19 protein-coding genes, 1 tRNA gene and 1 other RNA gene are annotated in these 25,020 nt (G+C 56.7%); 19 read left to right on the top strand and 2 right to left on the bottom strand.

Features of this window, described 5'->3' with window-relative positions; all coding sequences use genetic code 11:
• Positions 1-82 precede the first annotated feature (82 nt).
• From DQG13_RS09595 to DQG13_RS09570, 6 genes are all read left to right on the top strand, one after another.
• A complete protein-coding gene (locus tag DQG13_RS09595; RefSeq protein WP_113019524.1) occupies positions 83-3,865 on the top strand; it encodes a fibronectin type III domain-containing protein in 3,783 nt (1,260 codons plus the stop codon).
• A gap of 151 nt (positions 3,866-4,016) precedes the next feature.
• Positions 4,017-4,964 (top strand): ROK family glucokinase, encoded by a 948-nt coding sequence (locus DQG13_RS09590; RefSeq protein WP_113019523.1) that lies wholly within the window; start codon positions 4,017-4,019, stop codon positions 4,962-4,964.
• A gap of 62 nt (positions 4,965-5,026) precedes the next feature.
• Positions 5,027-5,917 (top strand): RNase adapter RapZ, encoded by an 891-nt coding sequence (rapZ, locus tag DQG13_RS09585; protein WP_113019522.1) that lies wholly within the window; start codon positions 5,027-5,029, stop codon positions 5,915-5,917.
• A 43-nt stretch (positions 5,918-5,960) separates the two neighbouring features.
• Positions 5,961-6,941, top strand: coding sequence for a gluconeogenesis factor YvcK family protein (locus DQG13_RS09580; protein WP_113019521.1), 981 nt, complete (start codon positions 5,961-5,963; stop codon positions 6,939-6,941).
• 6 nt (positions 6,942-6,947) lie between these two features.
• The gene (gene whiA, locus DQG13_RS09575; RefSeq protein ID WP_113019520.1) at positions 6,948-7,877 is read left to right on the top strand and encodes a DNA-binding protein WhiA; all 930 of its coding nucleotides are present in this window, start codon (positions 6,948-6,950) and stop codon (positions 7,875-7,877) included.
• Positions 7,878-8,141: 264 nt separating this feature from the next.
• Entirely contained in the window at positions 8,142-8,411 is a 270-nt protein-coding gene (locus tag DQG13_RS09570; protein WP_113019519.1) for an HPr family phosphocarrier protein, read from the top strand.
• A gap of 294 nt (positions 8,412-8,705) precedes the next feature.
• On the opposite strand, the gene clpP is transcribed toward DQG13_RS09570, so the two are convergent.
• Together clpP and DQG13_RS09560 are read right to left on the bottom strand one after the other, a co-directional pair.
• Positions 8,706-9,296: an ATP-dependent Clp endopeptidase proteolytic subunit ClpP gene (gene clpP, locus DQG13_RS09565; RefSeq protein WP_113019518.1), complete on the bottom strand. Its 591-nt coding sequence runs from the start codon at positions 9,294-9,296 to the stop codon at positions 8,706-8,708.
• 189 nt (positions 9,297-9,485) lie between these two features.
• Positions 9,486-9,560, bottom strand: a tRNA-Arg gene (locus tag DQG13_RS09560).
• A gap of 406 nt (positions 9,561-9,966) precedes the next feature.
• Between DQG13_RS09560 and DQG13_RS09555 the strand changes: the two genes are divergently transcribed.
• From DQG13_RS09555 to DQG13_RS09495, 13 genes are all read left to right on the top strand, one after another.
• Positions 9,967-10,986, top strand: coding sequence for a sugar-binding transcriptional regulator (locus DQG13_RS09555; protein ID WP_113019517.1), 1,020 nt, complete (start codon positions 9,967-9,969; stop codon positions 10,984-10,986).
• Positions 10,987-11,071: 85 nt separating this feature from the next.
• Positions 11,072-12,079, top strand: a complete 1,008-nt coding sequence (gene gap / locus DQG13_RS09550; protein WP_113019516.1) for a type I glyceraldehyde-3-phosphate dehydrogenase — start codon at positions 11,072-11,074, stop codon at positions 12,077-12,079.
• 122 nt (positions 12,080-12,201) lie between these two features.
• Complete coding sequence (locus DQG13_RS09545; RefSeq protein WP_113019515.1) at positions 12,202-13,386, top strand: phosphoglycerate kinase; 1,185 nt, start codon at positions 12,202-12,204, stop codon at positions 13,384-13,386.
• 199 nt (positions 13,387-13,585) lie between these two features.
• On the top strand, positions 13,586-14,305 hold the full coding sequence (gene tpiA / locus DQG13_RS09540; protein ID WP_397333956.1) for a triose-phosphate isomerase: 720 nt from the start codon (positions 13,586-13,588) through the stop codon (positions 14,303-14,305).
• A gap of 1 nt (position 14,306) precedes the next feature.
• A complete protein-coding gene (gene gpmI, locus DQG13_RS09535; RefSeq protein WP_113019513.1) occupies positions 14,307-15,848 on the top strand; it encodes a 2,3-bisphosphoglycerate-independent phosphoglycerate mutase in 1,542 nt (513 codons plus the stop codon).
• A gap of 104 nt (positions 15,849-15,952) precedes the next feature.
• Positions 15,953-17,245 carry a phosphopyruvate hydratase gene (gene eno / locus DQG13_RS09530; RefSeq protein WP_113019512.1) on the top strand — a complete coding sequence of 431 codons (1,293 nt, stop codon included), beginning with the start codon at positions 15,953-15,955 and terminating at the stop codon, positions 17,243-17,245.
• Between the two features lie 340 nt (positions 17,246-17,585).
• Positions 17,586-18,311 carry a M50 family metallopeptidase gene (locus DQG13_RS09525; protein WP_113019511.1) on the top strand — a complete coding sequence of 242 codons (726 nt, stop codon included), beginning with the start codon at positions 17,586-17,588 and terminating at the stop codon, positions 18,309-18,311.
• Between the two features lie 189 nt (positions 18,312-18,500).
• On the top strand, positions 18,501-18,734 hold the full coding sequence (secG, locus tag DQG13_RS09520) for a preprotein translocase subunit SecG (RefSeq protein ID WP_113019510.1): 234 nt from the start codon (positions 18,501-18,503) through the stop codon (positions 18,732-18,734).
• A gap of 172 nt (positions 18,735-18,906) precedes the next feature.
• Complete coding sequence (locus tag DQG13_RS09515) at positions 18,907-19,713, top strand: alpha/beta hydrolase (RefSeq protein WP_113019509.1); 807 nt, start codon at positions 18,907-18,909, stop codon at positions 19,711-19,713.
• A 270-nt stretch (positions 19,714-19,983) separates the two neighbouring features.
• Positions 19,984-23,070, top strand: a complete 3,087-nt coding sequence (locus DQG13_RS09510) for a ribonuclease R family protein (RefSeq protein ID WP_113019508.1) — start codon at positions 19,984-19,986, stop codon at positions 23,068-23,070.
• Between the two features lie 199 nt (positions 23,071-23,269).
• Positions 23,270-23,749, top strand: coding sequence for an SsrA-binding protein SmpB (smpB, locus tag DQG13_RS09505; protein ID WP_113019561.1), 480 nt, complete (start codon positions 23,270-23,272; stop codon positions 23,747-23,749).
• A gap of 262 nt (positions 23,750-24,011) precedes the next feature.
• Positions 24,012-24,373: a transfer-messenger RNA gene (gene ssrA / locus DQG13_RS09500) on the top strand.
• A gap of 245 nt (positions 24,374-24,618) precedes the next feature.
• Positions 24,619-24,981, top strand: coding sequence for a hypothetical protein (locus DQG13_RS09495; RefSeq protein WP_113019507.1), 363 nt, complete (start codon positions 24,619-24,621; stop codon positions 24,979-24,981).
• Positions 24,982-25,020 lie beyond the last annotated feature (39 nt).

The following is a 25,020-nucleotide window of genomic DNA, read 5'->3' as shown; positions in this document are numbered from 1 at the left end:
AAACGGCGGCGCGCCGCAGTGCGCTGCCGTTTCCTGTTCCGCCGGAAGCAGGGGCGGGACACCCGGGAAAGGAATGGGAGAAATGGAAGGCAAACCGATTATTCTGAAGGACCGGCTGAATGTGGCCGGATATGCATGGCCTCCTGCGCTGCTCAGCTTTGCCTGGGCGGAGGAGAAGGAAGGGGAGCTGCCGGTCTGGCTGGCAGACGGAGAAGGAGAAGCTGTACCGTTCCAATGGCGGCGGACGGATTCCGGGATGCAGGTATGTCTGGTTTCCGACCTGCCCACAGGAGCCGGGAGAAGATTCGAATGGCACAGCGGAGAGCCGCCTGCATCGGGAACGAAATACGGCCGGGTGGCCGTGGTGCGGGAAAGCGGGTATGCGAAGGCGCATAACGGACGGCTGAACGTGCGGTTCGCCGAGGGGCGGCTGGCGGACGGCCGGCTGTTCGCGCTGTGTTTGGCGGGCTTTGAGGCGGAGGGGGTTGCCCGCATTGACGGGGGCGGCCGCAAGCTGCTTGCTGCAGAGGGCAAGGTTACGGCGGAGGGGCCGGTATTTGCGGAATGTGAATTTGTGTGCCGGTTCGAAGGCGAAGCGGAATACCGCGCCACGGTAACGGCTGCCGCCGGTTTGGAGTACATCGAGCTGCGGGAGCGGATGACCGGCTTTGCCTCTGGCGAAGGTGCAATGCTTCGGATTGAATGGGGTTCGTTTGCCCCGGGGCGGCGGTATGCGAAGCCGCGGGGAACGGAGCCCATCGACCGTTACCTGGACGGAAGCGGCATGCTGCCGTTCCGGCTGAAGCCTTACGATAACGCGGTCTGCTGGCAGCAGGCGAAGGCGGCGGCTTTTAGGGATGAACGGATCGCGGCTGCTGTATTCGTCAAGGACAGCGGGTTCTGGAACGATGGCGGATACGCTTTATGGGGGTCGCCGGAATCGCTGGCGGTTCGCTTCCGGTGGTCGCGGCGCTCCCGGACACTAAGCTGGGAGTATCCCCTGGCGGCGGGAACCCGCTCCACGGCGGTGGCGCTGTATCCGGCGGAACGGGAGCTTGGGGCGCCCGACGGATCGTACGCCGACGGACTGTGGCTGTGGCACGAGTTTCTCTCGCTTAATAAGGTGAAGGATTGGATACTTGACTGGGAGGAAAGGCAACAGGACTATCCGCGGTTGTTTCGTGAGGAGCGGCTGCCGCCGCGGATGCACAACTGGTTCGGCTACAGCACGGTCAAGCCGGCGCCGGAGGATATGGAGGCGGTTGTTGGCCGTTTGTCGTTCTGCCTGCACAGGCCAGGGGAGATGAGCCCTGTGGCGGCGCGGGAGTTTTATACCTGGACAGCCGCCTTCGATCTGGCCGCCCCGGCTATGGCCCCGGACCAGTTCCGCCGGCTGAAGGCCGCCTTTGCGTTTATGGCGTACGCCCATAATGAGGAGTGCTTCATGCCGGTGCTGAATATGCTGGCCGGACATCCCAACTTCCTCGTGGATGTGAGAAGCGTGCCCGCGTTGGCGTCGGCGCTGTTTCCCGGCCATCCCGAAGCGCGGCGGTGGAAGGAGGATTTCGAACGGGCCATGGCGCGGAATGCCAAGTACCATGTGCGGCCCGATGTGGCTTCCTGGGGTGCAAGGGGAGGGAGACATACGGAAAATTTGGCTTGTTACACCCTCTACAATCTGAGGGCCATGCTGAGTCCGGTTACGGCGATCCGGAGAGTGTATGGAGAGCATCCGGTTGCTTATCCCAATTACCTCAAATGGCTGTCCTGGCTGGTGAATGCGCTGACTGCCCCTGTGGAAGGCCGCCGCCATGTTCCCCCCCAGGGCGCCCACGCAGGCGGTCATGTGGATGATTATGCCGCTCCGCTGGAGCTGCGCGTAGCGGCTTTTGGCCTGCGCGCCATTGAGCCGCTGCTGGCGGAGCATCTGATGCGCATAAGCCCCGCCGATGCCCGGGGCTACGCGGAACGGCAGCCGGATACGGACATTTGGCGGGCCGCATACGATGCCCCCTTCGACAGCAATACGGGTACGCGGCCGCCCCTGCATTCGGCGAAGTATACAGGGTACGGCTTCGTTCTGCGGGCTGCGGTGGACGGGACGGCGGAAGCCTCCGTGCACCTGCAGCAGATCGATGAAGGTCCCAACTACCGCTGGGGGCGTTCGGGACAAGGGGGCTGCGGTGTCATCACCTACTATGCGGACGGCAAGCGGCTCAGCTTCAACCGCAAGGAGGATGTAGGGGACGATAACATGGGCGATGTGCAGGCCTGCTGCAATTTCGGCGTTCTGTACGGCCATGAGTTCCGCAGTGTGGGCCGCCGCGAGCTGACCGAGCCGCTGCTGGATTTGGGCTTTGCCCAGTTCGCCTGCGTGTTGGCAGGCTCGTATGCCAGCCCGGCTTATCATTCGCGGAGCGTGCTGATGTCCGGAAGCGACTATATTATTGTCTACGATCAGGTGGGCGACATGCGGGTCAGGGGGCGGTTCGCCTGGTTTGTCCATGAGCGGGAGCCGTTCCCGACCATTTGCCAGCTGAAGCCCGGCGTACCCGGCTATGATGTGGCCCCGGGTATTCCCGCCGAGCTTGGGCCGGGCGCTTACCGCAGCGTCAACGATGGATCGAAGGGAAAATATTATGACGGCAGCGGCCACTTCCTGACGCTGGTTTCCCCCCACCGCAAGGGCGACTACGGCTATTTGCTGGGTGTGGAAGCAACGTCGTACGGAGCCGTTGTGACGCTGAATGACCGGCGGGACTATGTATTCCGCGACGAAGCCGCCGTGGTGTTCGAGGAAGGTGCCATTTCCTTTGCTGGCCATGCAGGCATTATCCGCCTGTACAGCGCGGAGAAGGCGGAAGCGGCTCTGTTCATCGGGTCGCGTATCGGGGCCGCAGGTGTTCTCCTGGAGGTTGCCCACTCCGGTCCTGTGGAGAAATTGGCAGCTGAACTGCCATCCGCCGGCTTCTCCTTCGTCCGCAATGGGGCAGAGCTCAGTGGTGGGTATGCCGGTTGCGGCGGGGTCGCCGTGAAGCTGACGCTGCCGGAACCGCTGTGCGGGGGGGCATACCGGCTGTATGTCGATGGTGTTCCGCTGGAACTGCCGGATATGGGGGGCCGCTGCATCTCGTTCCGTCTGCCGGAGGGGCGCGGCCGGTGGGAATGGACAGACCGGCTGCCGGTTCCGGCTTCCGTGCAGATAACAGGCTACCGGGCTGCTTCAGGATGGGCTGAGATAATCTGGGAGCCGTCGGCATGGGCGGAAAGCTATGAGATTGCCGTCAGCAATAATGGCGGCACCAGTTGGAGCAACGCTGAATCTGTTGTTCCGGACATTGGCCGTTCCTTGTGCTGGCGGCTTGCGGGGGCTAATGGCACGAAGCGCCATGTGCGGGTCCGGGCGGTAAACCGTGACCGGAAGGGGCTGTGGAGCGAGGATTATCCCGTATACCTGACCGGGGAGCCTCCGGAACGGGCAGACGGATTGCGGGTTGCGCGGACGGAGGGCGGCTTCCGGCTGACATGGGGCTGGCAGCTGGGTGCAACCGGCTACCGCTTGTACCGCCGGGAGCAGGGCGAAGACAGCTTTGCACTTATTTATGAAGGGGAGCAGCCTGCATACGATGATGAGGCCGCGGCTGCCGGGCGGGGTTATGAATATTGTGTTGCCGCCTGTAACGGCAACGGCGAAGGCGCCGCTTCTCCTCCCCGGGACACCGCCTCCGGCGGTTTGGCTGATTGGGACCCGCGGCCGGATGAACCGTTCCGCCGGTACACGCGCAGCCACGAATACGGCTACAACGGATTTGACCATTGGGCCAATGACAATAAGCCGGTGCTTTTGCCGTACCCGGAGGAGTAAAGCTTTAGGCAGGAGCCGCCGTCAAGGCGGCTTCTTTGCCTTGTCCGGACGCCGCGGCGGATGGCACAGGATCGGTTCTTGACCTGCCGGAGGCCTTGGCTTATAGTGGGAACAGAAGTAAAACTACTAATTGTTTGAGGTGACGGTCTCGATGTCGGATAAGATTTATGTGGGTGTGGATTTGGGCGGAACCACCATTAAGGTAGGCGTATGCGACGCGGAAGGCAAGCTGGTGCATACCTATGAAGCACCGACGAAGGCGGAGGAAGGCGCAGAGGCGGGAATGGGACGGATCGCCGATTATGTGCGGACCGCCGTGGCCGAATCCCCGTATGAATGGGAGCAGGTGGCAGGGGTAGGCGCAGGCATGGCCGGATTTTTGGACATCCCCAAGGGCTTCATTAAGTTCTCCAACAACCTGAACTGGCGCAATGTGCCTGCCAAGGAAATTTTGGAGGAAAAGCTGGGCGTGCCGGTGAAGATCAACAACGACGCCAATGTGGCGGCGCTGGGCGAGGCCTGGGGCGGAGCAGGACGGGGCATCGACAATTGCGTATGCTACACGCTGGGAACAGGCGTAGGCGGCGGTATTATAATTAACGGTAAAATTTACGAAGGCTTCGGCGGAATGGCCGGGGAGCTGGGCCATGTGTCCATTGTTTCCGATCTGGAGGCTGTTGCCTGCACCTGCGGCCAAAAGGGCTGCCTGGAAACAGTGTCATCGGCTACAGGCATTGTGCGGATGGCCAAGGACGCTGTGGAGCGGGGCGACCGGACGGCGTTGGCGCTGGTGAATCCCATTACCGCCAAGGATGTGTTCGATGCAGGCAAAGCCGGAGATGAAGTGGCCCTGCGGATTATTAACCGGGCTGCGTATTATCTGGGCCGCGCTATGGCCGGTATGGCTGTAATTGTGAATCCGCAGCGGTTTATTGTTGGCGGCGGCGTATCCAAGGCGGGGGATATTCTGTTTGAGCCCATCCGGGAAACCTTCCGCAAATATACGCCGGAGCATGCCCAGACCGGCGTGGACATTGTTCCCGCAACCCTTGGCAATGATGCCGGTGTGGTGGGCGCAGCCGGTTTAATGCTGGAATAGGCGCCGGTTATACATTGCCGTCCGCATTGCATAGAATGTTAGGAAAGAGGAGGAAGCCCGCCATGGAGGACCGGATGGAGCAGGCGCTGCTTGTCATCATAACCGGCATGTCAGGCGCCGGCAAAACCATTGCCGTGCAAAGCATGGAGGATCTGGGTTTCTTTTGCGTAGATAACCTGCCTCCCGTCCTGATTCCCAAATTTGCCGAGCTGATCCAGCAATCCAACGGAAAAATCGGCCGCGTAGCCCTTGTGATTGATCTTCGGGGCAGGGAATTCTTCAAAGCGTTGTCCCAATCGCTGCAGGACTTGAAGGATAATTACACCATCCGTTCCGAGATTCTGTTTCTGGATGCCACGGATACGGTGCTGGTGCAGCGTTATAAGGAAACCCGGCGCAGACATCCTCTGGCCCCCGGCGATGCTCCGCTGGAGGGAATCAACCAGGAGCGCAAGCTGCTGGAGGAGCTGAAGGGCCTGGCCAACCAGGTGATTGATACCTCGGGCCTGAAGCCGGCTCAGCTGAAGGAGCGGATTGCCGGCCGTTTTACCAATGTCGAGGAAAGCAAGCTGTCGCTGAACGTGATTTCCTTCGGCTTCAAATATGGCGTGCCAATTGATGCGGATCTGATTTTTGATGTGCGGTTTTTGCCCAATCCCCATTATGTGGAGGCATTGCGCCCCAATACCGGCATGGATTCGGATGTGTATGAATATGTGATGAAGTGGAGCGAAACCAAGGAGTTTCTGGCGAAGCTGCTGGATATGCTGCATTTCCTGATTCCCCAATACCGCAAGGAAGGCAAAAGCCAGGTGGTTATCGGCATCGGCTGTACCGGCGGCAAACACCGTTCGGTGGCCATTGCCGAATATTTGGGCAAGATGCTGGGGGAAAGCGAGACGGAGGCTGTCCGGGTGCGCCACCGGGATGCGGACAGAGACCGCAAGGTGTAGGAAGCGCGGCCTGGAACTCGCGTATTCAGATTGGAGTGGTTAAATGCGACAGCGCAATGGCCGGTTACCGCGGATCGTAGTTATCGGCGGAGGAACGGGATTATCCGTCATGCTGCGTGGACTGAAAGAAAAACCTCTGGATATCACCGCCATTGTCACTGTTGCCGATGACGGGGGAAGCTCCGGCATTCTCCGCTCCGAGCTGCAGATGCCGCCGCCGGGGGATATCCGGAACGTTTTGAATGCGCTTGCGGATGTGGAGCCGATGCTCTCCCGCATGTTGGAGTACCGGTTTACTGCCGGGAATGGATTGGCAGGCCACAGCTTGGGTAACCTAATTTTGGCGGCGATGCATGACATCACGGGAGATTTCGTCTCCGGCATCAAGGCGCTGTCCCGGGTGCTTGCCGTGCGCGGCCGGGTGCTGCCCACCGCCAACCAGGCGATTGTCCTGAAGGCGGAGATGCAGGACGGCACCATCGTGGAAGGGGAGTCCAAGATTCCTCTGGTCGGCGGCCGGATCAAGCGGGTATTTCTGGAGCCGGAGAATGTGGAGCCCTTGCCGGAGGTGCTGGAGGCCATTCGGGAAACGGATGCGATTCTGGTGGGGCCGGGCAGCCTGTACACCAGTATTTTGCCCAATCTGATTGTGCCTGGGGTGGCAGATGCCCTGGTGGAGTCCGATGCCATCAAGATCTTCATCTGCAATGTGATGACCCAGCCGGGGGAGACCGACGGCTATTCCGTCAGCGATCATCTGCAGGCGATTCACGATCATGTTGGTCATCACTTGTTCGATTATGTTATAGTGAATAATGGCGACATTCCTCCCCAGGTGGAGTCGAAGTATGCCGAACAGGGCGCAAGCGCTGTAGAACTGGATCTGGATGAGGTGAAGCGCCGAGGCTATCAGGTGATTGCCGACAAGCTGGTGCTGTTCCGGACCTACCTGCGGCATGACGCCGAACGGCTCAGCCACCATATTTATCAGCTGGTGGAGAGCTGGATGTCAAAGAAGAGGTGAGAGGCCATGTCCTTCGCGGCGCAGACGAAGAAGGAGCTTACGCTAATGGAGACAGAGGCCTGCTGTGAGAAGGCGGAATTATCCAGCATGATCCGGATGAACGGCGCGGTCCAGGTATCCAGCCAGAAGGTGGTGCTGGATATTTCCACGGAGAACGCGGCCATCGCCCGGCGGATTTATTCCCTTCTGAAGAAGACGTACCATATCCACATTGAGCTTCTGGTCCGCAAAAAAATGCGCCTGAAGAAAAACAACGTCTACATCGTCCGCATCCCGGCCGGGGTGCAGGGTATTCTGTCCGATCTGAAGATCGTATCCGTTGGCTTTCAATTTACAACAGGCATCGACAAAAGCATCATCAAGGGCAACTGCTGCAAACGTTCCTACCTGCGGGGGGCTTTTTTGGCGGGAGGGTCGGTAAACAACCCCGAAGGGTCCTCGTACCATCTGGAGATTTCGTCCATGTACGAGGAGCATTGCCAGGCTCTGGTCGAGCTGGCCAACCGGTTTCACCTGAACGCGCGCTGTATTGAACGCAAGAAGGGATTCGTCTTCTACATCAAGGAAGGCCAGAAGATCATCGAATTCTTAAGCCTGATCGGCGCTCATCAGGCATTGCTGCGGTTTGAGGATATCCGGATCATGAAGGATATGCGCAACTCCGTCAACCGCATTGTCAATTGCGAAACAGCCAATCTGAACAAAACCATCGGCGCGGCGCTGCGGCAGATTGAGAACATCAAGCTCCTGCAGCGGGAGGTGGGGCTGGAGAGCCTTCCGGAAAAGCTGCGGGAGGTGGCGGAAATCCGGCTGCAGTATCCCGACGTGAATTTGAATGAAATCGGCGATTACTTAAAGGGAAATGTGAGCAAATCCGGCGTCAATCACCGCCTTCGCAAAATAGATGAAATGGCGGAGAAGCTCCGCCAACCGTAAATACCGGCCCAAAAGGCACCCAAATTAGCTTATGACGGAAGCAATCGGGAACATGAAGCTGAAAATCGGTTCTTTCTCTAGTGTACTTCCGGAAATGATGCTATAATGGTAGAAAATCGTGTTCTTTTCTGTTGTCTCATTTTAATTTCCATAATGTGACAGAGGTTTTTTGCGTTTTCCAGCTTGGATTTCCTCTTATGAGGCGCAAGCGCTTCAACTCATATAATAGATGGAATAAAGTCATTTTTTAGGGGGTATTGGTTCATGTCGAGGCGTCCCGTCGTCGTTAAGTTGAAAACAGGTCTTCATGCTAGGCCCGCCGCCTTGTTCGTGCAAGAAGCTAATAAATTCTCTTCCGAGATTTTCGTGGAGAAGGATGATAAAAAGGTGAATGCGAAAAGCATTATGGGCATTATGAGCCTTGCCATCAGCACCGGCACTGAGGTTCACATCAGTGCGGAGGGAACGGATGCCGAGCAGGCTGTTAATGCGCTTGTCACTCTGGTCAGCAAAGAAGAACTGGAGAATCAATAACAGGCGGTTGATCTTCCGATTCATCAACCAACACCAACCAGGCTTCCTGCATAGGGAAGCTTTTTTTCGCCTGAACGTTTAAACCCCCAGCCGGGATGATCCGGCTAGGGGTATTTTTGCTGCCGCGGCGGAGCATTGCCGCAGGCGTATCACCATGGAGCGGGACGGCTACTTTGCCGCCGTCCCTTCCCCTCCGAACAAATAGGCATGCAGCATGTCCCGGCCAGCATTCCGCTCAAAAAACCAAAAACCCCCGATTGAAAAATCGGGGGTTGGGGTATAGGGAAAGCAGGTTTATTTGGCGCGGGTCGGCTCAATGACTTTATCAATCAGGCCGTACTTCAGCGCTTCTTCTGCGCTCATGAAGTTGTCGCGGTCGGTGTCTTTCTCGATGCGCTCGAAGGGCTGTCCGCTGCGCTCCGCCAGAATGTGGTTGAGCTTGTCGCGCATCTTGATGATGCGGTTGGCGCGGATTTGGATGTCCGAGGCCTGGCCTTCGGCGCCGCCCAGCGGCTGGTGGATCATCACTTCGCTGTTGGGAAGGGCGAAGCGTTTGCCCTTGGCTCCGGCAGTCAGCAGGAATGCGCCCATGGAGGCGGCCATACCGACACAGATGGTGGAGACATCCGCTTTGATGAACTGCATGGTATCATAGATAGCCATACCGGAGGTAATGGAACCGCCGGGGGAGTTAATGTACAGATGGATGTCCTTCTCAGGGTCCTGGGCATCCAGGAACAACAGCTGGGCGACGATGGCATTGGCTACAGCATCGTTGATCGCGCTGCCCAAAAAGATGATGCGGTCCTTCAACAGGCGCGAATAAATGTCATAGGCTCTTTCGCCTCGTCCGTCTTGTTCTACGACCATAGGTATCAAACTCATGTTGCAATTCCCTCCTTTAAAATTGTTCATCGTCATGAGGAGCATATGCCGGTGTGAAGGGGCTTCCCTTCACGTTAAGACCATATTAAGTCAATGAAGGTCAAAAGTCAATTAAGGTCAAAGAAATCTGCAAAGCGGCGGAAAATGCGAAAAACAGCCTTGCGGCTGCTTGATGTTTGGAAGGAATTATGGCGCACCCGCGAGGAATTGAACCTCGATCTCAGGCTTCGGAGGCCTGCGTCATATCCATTGGACCACGGGTGCATGTAAGTGAATCGGACCGTCTTGCCTTAGCAGGCGATTTTGGCGGCAAGTGTTATTATATGATAGCCCGGAGCAAAATGCAAGTGCTTGTTTCGAAGAAAAGCGGCATGCGGTTTTGCCAAGGCGGGAAAGAGCCGATGGAGAGTTCCGGCGGTGTGGCTTTCCGGCATGATGCCGCTTACACTCTTGGGAGCCCTGCTTTTGCGGAAAATCGGCCTGTTTCAATTCGCCTAAGGTTAAAAAGTTTACAATTGAAAGCGCCGCCGTATTCTTGCATTTTCCAAGGAAGAGGAATACAATGTAAGAGGCTAGAGAGTCCTGTCGGATGGCCCCGCCATCTCTAGCTGGGACTAAAGATGTAAGAGCGGGACAATTCCGGTCCAATACCCTGTCCAGGAGTGAGAAGATGAGGTCCGTGCTCGATATTCAGAAGCAGCTTCTGCCGGATTTAATGGACACCATGAGGAAGCGCTACACGATCCTGCATCACATCATGCTCTCCAAGGTGGTCGGACGGAGAACCCTCGCTTCCTCGCTGGATATGACGGAGAGAGTGTTGCGCAGCGAGGTGGATTTTCTCAAAGCCCAAGGCCTTCTTGAAGTGGAAAGCTACGGCATGCGGATCAGCGATTCCGGCCGCAGCCTGCTGGAAGCCATCGAACCGATGGTGCGGGAGCTGTTCGGGCTCTCCGAGCTGGAGGATCGGCTGAAGGCGCGTTTCGGCATGGAGCAGGCGGTAGTGGTTCCGGGTGATTCGGATACTTCGCCGTATGCCAAGATTGAATTGGGACGGGCCGGCGCGGCGGCAGTCCGCAAGGCGGCAATCCGGGAGGGCGTCATCGCCGTTACCGGCGGGTCTACCATGGCGGAGGTAGCCAGCCATATGGGCCCCAGCCCGCAGCTGAAGGCCAGCCTGTTTGTTCCGGCGCGGGGCGGCTTGGGAGAAAGCCTGGATTTTCAGGCCAACACCATTGCCTCCACCATGGCCAAGAAGACCGGTGGCCAATACAGGCTCATGCATGTCCCCGATCATCTGGGGGAAGAAGCGTATCTGTCGCTGATTCAGGAGCCCCATATCCAAGAAATTGTCCAGGTTATCCATCAAGCCAGAATGCTTGTGCATGGAATCGGGGAAGCTAGTGTTATGGCCAGAAGAAGGAAGATCGACAGCGCCACCATTGAGTCCCTGAAGCGGGAGGGAGCGCTGGCCGAAGCGTTTGGCTATTATTTTGATGCGTCTGGCAAGGTGGTGCACCGGATGCCGACGGTTGGGCTCAAGCTGGAGGACATCCAGAAGACCGAAGCGGTGATCGCAGTGGCCGGCGGGCGTTCCAAGGCCCCCAGTATCGCCGCCGTCATGAAGTTCGGCTGCCATGTGCTGGTGACCGATGAGGCCGCAGCCATCGCCATTTTGGACGCCAACTAACTAGAGCGCAGCGCCAAGAGCGTTATCCTGACGGATCTAAGGGTTCGTCTTGAGATAATAATTTATTTTTAGGAGGAAATGAACAATGAGTGTTAAAGTGGGCATTAACGGTTTTGGACGTATCGGCCGTCTGGCATTCCGCCGCATTCAAGAAGTAGAAGGAATCGAAGTTGTTGCAATCAACGACTTGACTGATGCGAAAATGCTGGCTCATCTTTTGAAATATGATACTACCCAAGGTCCTTTCAAGGGCGAAGTTGAAGTACATGACGGTTTCTTCAAGGTTAATGGCAAGGAAGTCAAGGTTCTGGCCAACGCTAAGCCGGAAGAGCTTCCTTGGGGCGAGCTGGGCGTTGAAATCGTTCTGGAGTGCACAGGCTTCTTCGTAACTCAAGAGAAGGCTGAGCTTCACCTGAAGGGCGGCGCTAAGAAGGTTGTTATCTCCGCTCCTGCAACCGGCGAAATCAAGACTGTTGTTTACAACACCAACCATGAAATCCTGGACGGCTCCGAAACTGTAATCTCCGGCGCATCCTGCACCACCAACTGTCTGGCTCCGATGGCTAAGGCTCTGAACGACTCCTTCGGCATTGTTCAAGGCTTGATGACCACCATCCATGCTTACACCGGCGACCAAAACACTTTGGACGCTCCGCACCGCAAGGGCGACTTCCGCCGTGCCCGTGCAGCTGCCGAGAACATCATCCCGAACACCACCGGTGCCGCCAAGGCAATCGGCCTGGTTATCCCGGAACTGAAGGGCAAGCTGGACGGCGCTGCTCAACGTGTACCGACTCCGACAGGCTCCCTGACCGAGCTGGTAACTGTTCTGGAGAAAAAGGCTACTGTTGACGAAATCAACGCTGTGATGAAGGCTGCCGCCAACGAATCCTTCGGCTACACCGAAGATGAAATCGTGTCCTCCGACGTAATCGGCTGCACCTACGGCTCCCTGTTCGACGCTACTCAAACCAAGATCCTGACTGTTGGCGACAAGCAACTGGTTAAGACCGTTTCCTGGTACGACAACGAAATGTCCTACACCGCCCAATTGATCCGTACCTTGGAATACTTCGCAAAGCTGGTCAAGTAAGACCATAGTTGGTGAACAACCAGAGAGCGGAACAGACGAGGGTCTTTTCCGCTCTTCAAACTGAATGAAGGCGTCTTTATCGGACGCTTGGTTTTTTCACTTTTAAGGCGGAGGTTAGACAAATGAACAAGAAGAGCATTCGTGACGTGGCCGAGCTGGCCGGCAAGCGCGTGTTTGTCCGCGTTGACTTCAACGTACCGCTGGAGAACGGCGTCATCACCGACGACACCCGTATCCGGGAAACCCTTCCCACCATCAAGTACCTGATCGAAAAAGGCGCCAAGGTGATCCTGGCTTCCCACATGGGCCGTCCCAAGGGCGAATTTGTGGACAGCATGCGTTTGACTCCCGCCGCCGTTCGTCTGGGCGAGCTGCTGGGCAAGCCGGTTGCCAAGGCTGACGAAGCTGTAGGCGATGCGGTGAAGGCGCAAATCGCAGAACTGAAGAACGGCGACGTGCTGGTTCTGGAAAACGTCCGTTTCTATAAAGGCGAAGAGAAGAATGATGCCGAGCTGGCCAAGCAATTCGCCGAGCTGGCTGACCTGTTCGTGAACGATGCCTTCGGCGCCGCTCATCGTGCCCATTCCTCCACCGCTGGCATTGCACAATACCTGCCGGCCGTATCCGGTCTTTTGATGGAAAAGGAACTGGATGTGCTTGGCAAGGCTCTGTCCAATCCGGAGCGTCCTTTCACCGCTATCATCGGCGGCGCCAAGGTAAAGGACAAGATCGACGTTATCGACAACCTGATCAACCTGGCCGACAACCTGATCCTGGGCGGCGGTCTGTGCTTCACCTTCCTGAAGGCCCAAGGCTACAGCATTGGCGCTTCCATGCTGGACGAAGAGAAGATCGAGCTGGCCAAGACCTTCATCAACAAGGCCAAGGATAAAGGCATTAACCTCCTGATCCCGGTTGACGTTGTGGTTGCCGACAAGTTCGACGCCAACGCCGAGACCAAGATTGTTGACGTGGACGCTATTCCTGACGGCTGGCTGGGCCTGGATATCGGACCGAAGACCTCCAAGCTCTATGCCGACACCATCAAGAACTCCAAGCTGGTAGTTTGGAACGGACCGATGGGCGTATTCGAAATGGAAGCTTTTGCAGCCGGCACCAAGGCTGTGGGCGAAGCTTGCGCCGAAACCGCAGGCTATACCGTTATCGGCGGCGGCGACTCCGCAGCTGCGGTTGAGAAGTTCAACCTGGGCAGCAAAATGGATCACATCTCCACCGGCGGCGGCGCTTCCCTGGAATTCATGGAAGGCAAGGCGCTTCCGGGCGTTGTTGCTTTGAACGACAAGTAATACCTTCCCCCAAAAGTGAAGAGAAGCTCTGTAGATTAATCCGATTACTTTCGGGGGAGCCCCCGGAAAACATGAATGATTGGGTCCCCGCAAAGTAATCGGAACATGCATCGAGGACTAAGCTTCACTTTGTGGGGAATTTATGGATAAGGAGGGGACCTCTGTGAGCAGAACACCTATTATTGCCGGCAACTGGAAAATGTTCAAAACCGTCAAGGAAGCGGTAGCCTTCGCTGAAGAAGTGAAGGGCAAGGCGGAGCTTGCAGGCGTGGAGAGCGTGGTATGCGCCCCGTTCACCAACCTGCCGGCCCTTGTACAGGCTTTCCAAGGCACCGCCATTAAGGTTGGCGCGCAAAATCTTCATTTTGAAGACAACGGCGCCTACACCGGCGAAATCAGCGGGATTATGCTGAAGGATCTGGGCGTGGAGTATGTCATTATCGGCCACTCCGAGCGCAGAGCTTATTTTGCGGAAACCGACGAAATCGTCAACAAGAAGGTTCTGGCAGCCTTCAAACACGGCTTGACTCCGATTCTCTGCGTAGGCGAGAAGCTGGAGGAGCGTGAAGCAGGCGAGACCAAGGAAGTGTGCCGGGTGCAAACCGTGGCCGCTCTGGCCGGTCTGACTGCCGAGCAAGCCGCCAAAACTGTCATCGCTTATGAGCCCATCTGGGCCATCGGCACCGGCAAGTCCTCCACTGCAGAGGACGCCAACGAAGTCATCAGCTATATCCGCAGCGTGGTGGCCGAGCAATTCAACGGCGAAGTGGCGCAGGCTATCCGTATCCAATACGGCGGCAGCGTAAAGCCGAACAACATCAGCGAATATATGGCCAAGGCCGATATCGACGGAGCCCTTGTAGGCGGCGCCAGCCTGGAGCCGGCTTCCTACATCGCGCTGGTGGAAGGAGCGAAGTAAGATGGCAAGACCCAAACCGCTGGCATTGATTATTCTGGACGGCTTCGGACTGCGCGACGGCGTTCAGGGCAATGCTGTCGAACAAGCCAAAAAGCCCAACTACGACCGCATCAAGGCCGAATATCCGTACACCACCCTCACCGCTTGCGGCGAGGCAGTAGGTTTGCCGGAAGGCCAAATGGGCAATTCTGAAGTTGGACACTTGAATATCGGCGCAGGCCGGATCGTGTATCAGGACCTGACCCGCATTACCAAGTCTGTCCGCGACGGAGATTTCTTCGACAATGAGACCCTGTTGGGCGCGGTTCGCCACGCCAAGCAAAACGGCACCAAGCTTCATCTGTACGGACTCTTGTCCGACGGCGGTGTGCACAGCCATATCGCGCATCTGTTCGCTCTTCTGGAGCTGGCCAAGAAGGAAGAATTGAAGGAAGTGTACATCCATGCGTTCCTGGACGGCCGCGACGTTGCGCCGGACAGCGCCAAGAAGTACATGGAGCAGTTGGTTGCCAAGACCCAGGAGCTGGGCGTAGGCCACATCGCCACTGTTCAAGGCCGCTACTATGCCATGGACCGTGACAAGCGCTGGGAGCGGGTGGAGAAATCCTACCGCGCTATGGTGTACGGCGAAGGCCCAACCCATACCGATCCGGTTAAGGCTATTGAGGAAAATTACGAAAAGGCCGTCTACGATGAGTTTGTGCTGCCTACCGTCATTGTGGACGGCGAAGGCAAGCCGCTGGCTAAAGTGGAGTCCAATGATTCCGTGATTTTCTTCAACTTCCGTCCCGACCGGGCCATTCAGCTGTCCCTGGTGTTCACCAACGAGGACTTCCAAGGCTTTGACCGCGGTCCGGGCCGTCCTCAGAACCTGCATTATGTGTGCATGACGGTTTTTGCCGAAACGGTGAAGGGTTATGTCGCCTACTCTCCCAAGAACCTGGACAATACTCTTGGGGAAGTGCTGGTGCAAAACGGTCTGAAGCAGCTGCGTACAGCGGAAACGGAAAAGTATCCTCACGTGACCTTCTTTTTCAGCGGCGGCCGGGATGTGGAGCTGCCGGGTGAGAAGCGCGTGCTGATCAACTCGCCGAAGGTTGCCACTTACGACCTGAAGCCGGAGATGAGCGCATACGAGCTGGCGGAGTCCACTGTGAAGGAAATCCAGTCCGGCGAGCATGACGTGATTATCCTGAACTTCGCCAACGCGGACATGGTCGGCCACTCCGGAATGCTGGAGCCTGCCATCAAAGCGGTGGAAGCCGTTGACGAATGCCTGGGCAAGGTGCTGGACGCCATCCAGGCCGCAGGCGGGGTTGCGCTGATTACAGCCGACCACGGCAATGCCGAAACCGTCCGCAACCCGGATGACAGCCCGAACACGGCGCATACGACCAGCCCGGTTCCGTTCATTATCACCGACCGGACGTACACTCTGCGCTCCGGCGGCATCCTGGCGGACATCGCACCGACCATGCTGGACATTCTCGGCCTTGCGGTTCCTGCCGAAATGACAGGCACCACCCTGATCGAAAGCAAGTAAGCTTGTGAGCAAAGGCTTAGGCCAGACCGGGGGCTTGCGCTCGAGAGCAGTCTCCGGCGGCGCGATTTACACACATAACTTAAAAGAAGGAGCGATTACCCATCATGACCATTATCTCCGACGTATACGCACGGGAAGTATTGGACTCCCGCGGCAATCCGACAGTAGAAGTAGAAGTATACCTGGAATCCGGCGCAGTAGGCCGCGCTATCGTTCCCTCCGGCGCTTCCACCGGCGCCCACGAAGCTGTTGAGCTTCGTGACAACGACAAGTCCCGCTACCTGGGCAAAGGCGTTCTGAAGGCTGTTGAAAATGTGAACGACGTGATCGCTCCGGAAATCATCGGTCTGGACGCTCTTGACCAAGTGGGCATCGACACCAAGATGATCGAGCTGGACGGCACCCACAACAAAGGCAAGCTGGGCGCCAACGCCATCCTGGCTGTTTCCATGGCTGTAGCCCGCGCTGCTGCAGACGCGCTGGACATCCCGCTGTATGTTTACCTGGGCGGCTTCAACGCCAAGACTCTGCCGGTTCCGATGATGAACATCGTAAACGGCGGCGCACATGCCGACAACAATGTAGACGTGCAAGAATTCATGATCCTGCCTGTTGGCGCTGAGTCCTTCAAGGAAGCTCTCCGCACTGGCGCAGAAATTTTCCACAACCTGAAGTCCGTTCTGAAGGAAAAGGGCCTGAACACTGCAGTAGGCGACGAAGGCGGCTTCGCTCCGAACTTCGGCTCCAACGAAGAAGCCCTCTCCACCATCATCGCCGCTATCGAGCGCGCTGGCTACAAGCCAGGTGTTGATGTGTTCCTGGGTATGGACGTTGCGTCCACCGAGTTCTACAAGGACGGCAAGTACCACCTGGAAGGCGAAGGAAAATCCTTCACCTCCGCCGAGTTCGTTGACCTGCTGGCCTCCTGGGCTGACAAGTACCCGATCGTTACCATCGAAGACGGCTGCTCCGAAGATGACTGGGAAGGCTGGAAGCTGCTCACCGAGAAGCTGGGCAACAAGGTTCAGCTGGTTGGCGACGACCTGTTCGTAACCAACACCACCCGTCTGGAGAAGGGCATCGACGAAAACATCGGCAACTCCATCCTGATCAAGGTTAACCAAATCGGTACCTTGACTGAAACCTTCGATGCCATCGAAATGGCTAAGCGCGCCGGCTACACTGCTGTTGTTTCCCACCGTTCCGGTGAGTCCGAAGACAGCACCATCGCTGACATCGCCGTTGCTACCAACGCCGGCCAAATCAAGACTGGCGCGCCTTCCCGTACTGACCGTGTAGCCAAGTACAACCAACTGCTGCGCATCGAAGACGAGCTGTCCTATGTAGCTCAATATGCCGGCAAGAAGGCATTCTACAACCTGAAGAAATTCAAGTAATATAATGAACTTCGCCTCGCGGCGGAGTTGACGGCATGCGGCGGGATTTCCTGCCGCATGTTTTTTGTTTGCGTGGCGGGGGTTAGATGGCGTGGCGGATGAGCATAGTGGAGAGGCATGGCGGATGATAGGAGAAGGCGGGTTTCCGCTAATGCCGGGGGACGGCGGGGATTTGGCGAATAGCGGAAAATCGGGTCCGCTAATTTGGTCGAGTGGCTGGGGGGAACGAACCGGTATTTGCATCCTTTTCCCATATAAGCTAGGATAAAGGAAACGGCGGCTAAAGAGGCAGAGGCAGGTGCGGCGGTCATGCCGAATACCTGCAAGGGAGGAACAATAGATGAGCAAATGGATGCTGACGGTGTTGTTTTTGATTGGCTCGGTGTTTGTCACCAATCTCATTCCGTTCTCCTCCTTCTTCCGCTATCTGGATACGATGATCCATGAGTTTGGCCATGCCGCGGCAACGCTGCTGTTATCCGGCAAGGTGATGTACATTGAGCTGTACGCCGACCACAGCGGTGTTACACGCAGCCTGATCACCAAACCCTGGTCCCGCATCCCGGTGGGGCTGGCCGGTTATATGAGCGCCTCTCTGTTCGCTTGGCTGCTCTTCGCCCTGAATGCCCGCAGCCGCCAAAAGCAAGGCTTAATTGCCGTTACACTGCTGGCTGTGGTATCTCTGGCCTTGTTCGTGCGCAACGGCTACGGCATGATGTGGCTTACCGGCTTTATTGCCCTCAACGCGGTCGTACTGGTGTGGGGCAGCCGGGTTGTGCTGAAATGGTACTATCTGATATTGGCATTTCTGACGCTGGAGGAATCGGTTTCCGGTGCGCTGTATATTCTGATTCTCGCTCTAAACAGACCTGGCCAGGCAGGTGACGCCACCCTTCTGGCCCAGGCCAGCGGCATCCCCGCTCCGGTGTGGGGCGTCTGGTTTCTCCTGTTTGCTCTGTGGTGCGCCAAACGCGCGCTGCAATGCTTCTTCGGCAAACGCCGCTCCCGCTCCCATCCGGGTGAACGGGAAATGGGCAATGCTTATGGCGGTTATGAGCGCCGCTGAGGGCGGCTTTTGAAGAGGAAAACTCATTGTTGTATGCGGGAGAAAATAGAGTGACGCCTTCCAAGGCTGGAACTTGTCCCAGGCGTTGTAATTTCAAACCTGTTGTGGTACAATACTCTTGCTGTCTATAACTACGACACTTTGTTTGGGCCTGCTGAAGGCTCTTGAAACTTTGGGAGGTACACATTAATGGTTGTCTTTTTGAAGGTAGTCCTGCTTATCGTATCCATCGGTCTGATCGCGGTTGTTCTGCTTCAGAAGGGCAAAAGCGCAGGATTGTCCGGTGCCATTACCGGCGGCGCAGAGCATCTGTTTGGCAAGCAAAAGGCCCGCGGCATGGATCTTCTCCTCTCTCGTGTAACGATGGGACTGGCCATTGCTTTTATCGTAGTGGCTCTTCTGGTTGCTTACTTCGTGAAATAAGGATTGGATTCATTACCCAACATAGATGATACGCAGCAGGGGAATACTCCTGCTGTTTTTATTTATTCGTAAATAGAGATGGGCACACCTTGCTGGGCGCGGGAATATATTGCTGTACAGCTACTACGTCCGCTAGAGAAGCAAGGGGCACGGAGAAGGAGGAACGGAAACGATGCAAACGATCACCGCGGAAGCGCAAGTTCTGGCCGATAAAGGGCCGGCAGACAGACAGTTTGGCACACCGGAGCCGTTTTTTCTGGAGGGTTGGGGCGAGCACAAGGGTACGGTGGCGCTTTTGATCCACGGGTTTACCGGATCGCCTTCGGAATTCCGCCGTCTCGGCTATCATCTCAATGATTTGGGATACACCGTAAAAGCCATTCTGCTGCCAGGTCACGGCACAACTCCGGAGGATATGATCCGGACAGGCTCCCGGGATTGGTGGAGCTGCGTGAGGGACGAGTTTGCTGTTCTGGTTAGGGAAGGGTATGACAAGGTCATTCCCATCGGCCATTCCATGGGCGGACTGCTGTCCCTGAAGCTGGCTATGGAGGAGCAGGTGCCGGGGGTCGTGACCTTAGCCACTCCCATCCACTTGGGGAGCCGGACGCTGATGTTTGCCCCGTGGGTCCAATTCTTCATCAAATATGTCTCCAAACGCCGTCCTGCCGGATGGGAGAACATGATCAATGAGTCTCTGGCGTATGACCGGACTCCGGTTCCTTGTGTCGTCCACTTCCGCAAGCTGCTGTTCCACGTCAAGAAGAAGCTGGACCGCGTCAGCGTGCCTCTCTTCATTGCCCAAGGCGAGCTGGACCGGGCCGCATTGCCAGCCAGCGCCCCTTACATCTACAGCAGGGTCTCCTCGCAAAAGAAGGAAATGAAGGTCTATCCCAACAGCTCCCACGGCATTCTGCTGGACTCCGACCGGGAGGAAGTGTATCAGGATATCAGCATGTTTATCGCCCAGCTGGGATAAAAGAGCGGGTTTGTTTCATGTGCCAAGAGGGTATAAGAGTATTAAATGAATGAACGAATATTTCGTGCCCACAGGCCGGATTTCTACATAAGCGATGTAAGAAAATAGAGTCCAAACGTAGGCTTTCGGGTAAAGCCTGCCGTTGGCATGTACAGAGGGTTTTTGCTATGGAAAAAAATTGCCTTGAGGTTCCGTACGGCTTACGCCTTGCCTTCGTTATTCTCCGGCAGATGTGTGCATACTAAATACAAAAAGGGAAGGGTGACGCGTTTGGTTACGGAGCAGCAATTGCTTGACTTTATGCGGGAAACGGCGTACAAGCCGTTGACATATCAGGAGCTGGAGAAGCATTTTGAGCTGGAAAACGCCCAGGAATTCCGGGATTTTTTGAAGCTCTTGAACGCTCTGGAGGAAAGCGGGGAAATCTACCGCACCCGTACGGAACGCTACGGGATTCCGGAGCGGATGAATTTGTTGAAGGGCCGGATGCAGGTTCATGCCAAGGGGTTCGGCTTTCTTTTGCCGGAGAATAAGGATCATCCTGATGTGTATATCCACGCCAATGACATGGGCGGCGCCATGAACCGCGACACGGTTCTGGTGCGGGTCAGCACCAAGGGCCCGGCAGGCGGGCGGATGGAAGGGGAAGTAGTAAAGATTGTGGCCCGGGCGGTCACCCAGTTGGTGGGCACCTTCGAGAACCATGAAACCTATGGCTTCCTGCTGCCGGATGATAAGCGGATTATTCGGGATATTTTTATCCCGCAGGACAAGATGAATGGGGCGGTCACCGGCATGAAGGTGGTGGTGAAGCTCCTGACTTATCCGGAAGGACGGGCTGCCGCTACCGGCGAGGTGGTGGAGGTGCTGGGACACAAGGATGATCCGGGTGTGGACATTATCTCGATCATCCGCAAGCATCAGCTGCCGGAGTCCTTCGCGGAGGATGTACTGGCGGAAGCGGAGCAGGTGCCGGATGCGATCCGGGAGGAGGATCTGGTTGGCCGCCGGGATCTCCGGGGCAAGCGGATTGTGACCATTGACGGCGAGGACGCCAAGGATCTGGACGATGCGGTGAATGTGGAGCGGCTGCCCAACGGGAACTATAAGCTGGGGGTACATATTGCCGATGTCAGCTATTATGTGACGGAAAATTCCGCATTGGACCGGGAAGCGTATATGCGCGGCACCAGTGTTTATCTGGTGGACCGGGTGATTCCCATGCTGCCTCACCGGCTGTCCAACGGCATCTGCAGTCTGAATCCCCAGGTGGACAGGCTGACCATGTCCTGCGAGATGGAGCTTGACGCCAACGCTAATGTGGTGGATCATGATATTTTTACCAGTGTGATCAAAACGACGGAGCGGATGACCTACACCAATGTCCGCAAGATTCTTTATTATATGAAGAATAAGGATGGTTCCGACAAGGCGGAAAGGGAGTTGTCTGCGCCCTATGCTGCGGAGGCGGCGGTGGAGCTGAGCATTCCGGAGGCCGGGCTGCCGGATGTGTATCCGGATGGTTTGGCAATGGAAGCCGGCGCCGATGTTGAGGGGAAAGCTGTTGGTGGAGAGGCTGAAGGCCAGAATGCTGAAGCAGCGCTGATGGAGGAAGGCCGGCAGCTGGCGGAGCGGTATGCCGGGCTGCTGGATGATTTCCTGCTGATGGAGGAGCTGGCTCTGAAGCTGCGGAACAAGCGGATGCGCCGGGGGGCTATCGATTTTGACTTCCAGGAATCGAAGATTCTTGTGGACGAAAAGGGCAAACCCACCGCGATTATCAAGCGGGAGCGCACTATCGCGGAGCAGATCATTGAAGAGTTTATGCTGGCGGCCAATGAAACGGTGGCGGAGCATTTTTATTGGATGAAGGTGCCTTTCCTGTATCGGATTCACGAGGAGCCGGATTCGGAGAAGCTGCTTCACTTTATGGAGTTTGTGGGCAACTTCGGGTACACGGTGCGGGGCGGTAAGGGCAACGCGGTTCATCCCCGGGCCTTGCAATCCATTCTGGAGGAAATTAAGGACACCAAGGAAGAAACGGTAATCAGCACGGTGCTGCTGCGTTCGATGAAGCAGGCCCGTTATGAAGCAGAGAGCATGGGCCACTTTGGTCTGGCGACGGAATTTTATTCCCACTTCACCTCGCCTATCCGCCGTTATCCCGATCTGATCATTCACCGGGTGATGCGGGAGGTGCTGGAGAAGGGCGGTCTTACTGATGCGCGGCACGAGTATCTGAATGCGCGGATGGGCGATATTGCCCGTCAATCCTCGGAGCGGGAGCGGATTGCCGTTGACGCCGAGCGGGATACGGATGCCCTGAAAAAAGCCGAGTTCATGTTGGACAAGGTGGGCGAGGAGTTCGAGGGGATTATCAGCAGTGTGACCAACTTCGGGATTTTTGTGGAGCTGGGCAATACGGTGGAGGGGTTGATCCGGCTGAGCGACCTGGCCGATGATTATTACCACTTCCATGAGAAGCTGCACGCGCTGGTAGGCGAACGCACCTCGCGGATATTCCGCATTGGCGATGAGGTGAAGGTGCGGGTGGCGCGGGTGAATATGAGTGATCATACCATCGATTTTGAGATGGTGGATATGAAGCCGCGGCAGCAGCGGCCCGGCGGCGGTTTTGGCGACGGGCGGCGGAAGCAGGCCGCCGACGGGCGGGGCAAGGGCGGCGCTGGGAAGCGCGCTGCCGGCGGGGTTAACAGTATGCAGGGCCACCGCGAGCCCAAGCGGAAGAAGGGGGCCGGCCACGCGGGCAAGAGTGGCCGGGGCGGTGGCGGTGGCGCCGCAGGTAGCGGGGCGCCGTTGTTGTATACGCCGCCGGTGGACGGCGGGGCGGCGGTAGAGCGCGCCGCAGCCGAGGGCGGGCGCGGCAAGAAGGGCAAGCGCCGCCAGGGAGGCGGCATCCGGCTCACGCCGGTGGAGGGCGGCGACGCCGGTGTAGCGCCGCATGGAGCGGCTGACGCAAGCTTTGCCGGCGGCGGTAGCGCTGCTGCGGAGGCAGGCGTGGCGCCGCCAGGGGAGCGCCCTGGCAAGAAGCGCAAGCGCAAAGGCGGCGCCATGGAAGCCGGTGCGGCTGGCGGCGGCAGCGCCGTTGCCGAAGGCGGCAAGGCGGCGGGAGCAGGCAAGCGCAGCGGTGGTGAACGCCGCGGCGGCCGCGGACGGCAGGAGCGGGAGCCGGTCCCCCGCTCCTGGGAGATGATCAGCAGCTCCGAAGGCCGTCAGGATCATGGTCAGGAATCCCCCGGTGAAGAGGGCGCTCCACGCAAACGCCGAGGCACCGGCTTCGACGGCAACGGCGGTACGCCATTCTATGTGGGGGCCATGAAGAAGCGGAAGAAGTAAGCCGTTGTGAGCTGAACAGCCGGATTGGCGTGACTTTCAGGAAAAAACGGATATAGCCGTCTTTCGGAGGCGGCGGAATCTTGATTTATCGGGCGGGAGTTGCTACAATTAGCTCCTGGGTGCTTCATTGCGAAGCATTCGATGATCAAGCTTCCGACCGCCTCCTTGCCGGCTGCCGGAGGATGGGAGTGTGGAGCAGATGGGCAAGAAACATGATGACAAGGTGCTGGCCCAGAACAAAAAAGCATCCCATGACTATTTTATTGAAGAGACCTATGAATGCGGCATGGTGCTGAGCGGCACGGAGATTAAGTCCCTGCGCAGAGGCAAAGCCAATATTTCGGACAGCTTCGCTACGATCCGGAATGGCGAGGCTTTCATTCACAACATGCACATCAGTCCTTTTGAGGAAGGCAACCGCTTTAATCCCACCGACCCTACCCGGGCGCGGAAGCTGCTTCTTCATAAGCAGCAGATCCACAAGCTCCTGGGCGAGTCCAAGCGGGATGGCTACACGCTGGTGCCTCTCAAGGTCTACATCAAGAACGGCTACGCCAAGCTGCTGATCGGCCTGGGCCGCGGCAAGAAGCTGTACGACAAACGCGACACCGAAGCCAAGCGGGATGCAGCGCGTGATATCCAACGGGCCCTGCGGGAACGGCAGAAGGTTGCGCGATAAGTTAGTCGGAATCATTTTATTCTCGGATTTGAAACACCAGCGGTATCTCCAGCCTTTGCCTTGTCAACGTCCGGGTATGCTTCCATGCACCACCTTAGCGTTCCTAGCAAGGCTGTGATATAATAGTTTTACATCGGATCATGCTTAAGCGACTTCGCTGCAGCATGGGACGGTGAGCATCCGGCTCAGATGAGCCTGGTTAATCCAACTGCATGTGACGCGGTGCCATCCGGCCACCGGTCAGGCAGGACGATCCCTTCGCGGGGCCGTTTTTGGATTCGACGGGGGTAGTTCGAGCATGGGTAGCGGGTAGTGGGGAGCGTCCGCTTTATCAACGCTAAAGCCTATTAAACGGCAAACAACAACCTTCTCTGGCTCTGGCCGCCTAATAACGGTCACCAGGCTCTTACTCTCTATCGCCCATGTAGCGGGATAAGGGCTCAACTTTAGTGGGATACGCCGTCTAGTCTCCGCCTGGGGCTAACGGAAGAAGACAATCAGGCTGACCCAACGGGGACCCGGTTACGGGGGGACCCTCGGGTGACATCAAAACCGTGACTACACCCGTAGAAGCCTGTGTGGCGTTGCCTTCGGACAGGGGTTCGACTCCCCTCGGCTCCATTTTGCTTGTGAGAGAGTGTCCTAAATGGATGCTCTCTCTTTCTGTTTTCAGCTTGTTTCGTACTATTCATGGAGGCTGAAATTGCTTGCTACTGCTGACTTTTTTTGATAATAGGTCATCGAATCCGAAGAAATCTCTCATGTTATTTGAACTCAATGCATTCTAAGCACCATGAAATAAGTATGTCGCCAGAATACATAATCATGGTAAAATTGTATTAATTACGGATGGTAAGAGGGGGATGCATGTGAAGATTACAATGGAAATGAGCAAGGGAGCATATGAAGTAGCTAAGATGGTCTATCGCGGACAAATAACCAGAACTAAAGGTAAATTCAAGATCAATGAACTGACAGGTATGAAAGAGGGTTCGGCGCAAGCATTTATAACCATATTTCTTGCTATGATGGATGGCAGTGTATACAAAAGAGCGTTTAATAATGAGACTAACCAATTCCTGTTTGAATGTATAAGGCAAGACTTCGGCGAAGATTATTTTCGGAAATCCTTACTTGCTTCCCAGAAGCATATAGACTACTACTCAACGCTTGGTAAAGGGAATTTGACGGGATTACAGCAAATAGTACATCGAATGCAAAAGCAGCTATAGAGACAAAAAAGAGGAGCCATAACAGTGTATGGCCCCATT

The organism is Paenibacillus sp. YN15, assembly GCF_003285005.1.
In the GTDB taxonomy this organism is placed as follows: domain Bacteria; phylum Bacillota; class Bacilli; order Paenibacillales; family NBRC-103111; genus Paenibacillus_AR.
Note: the sequence above shows the minus strand (reverse complement) of the source record. Positions and strands in the feature narration are given on the sequence as shown.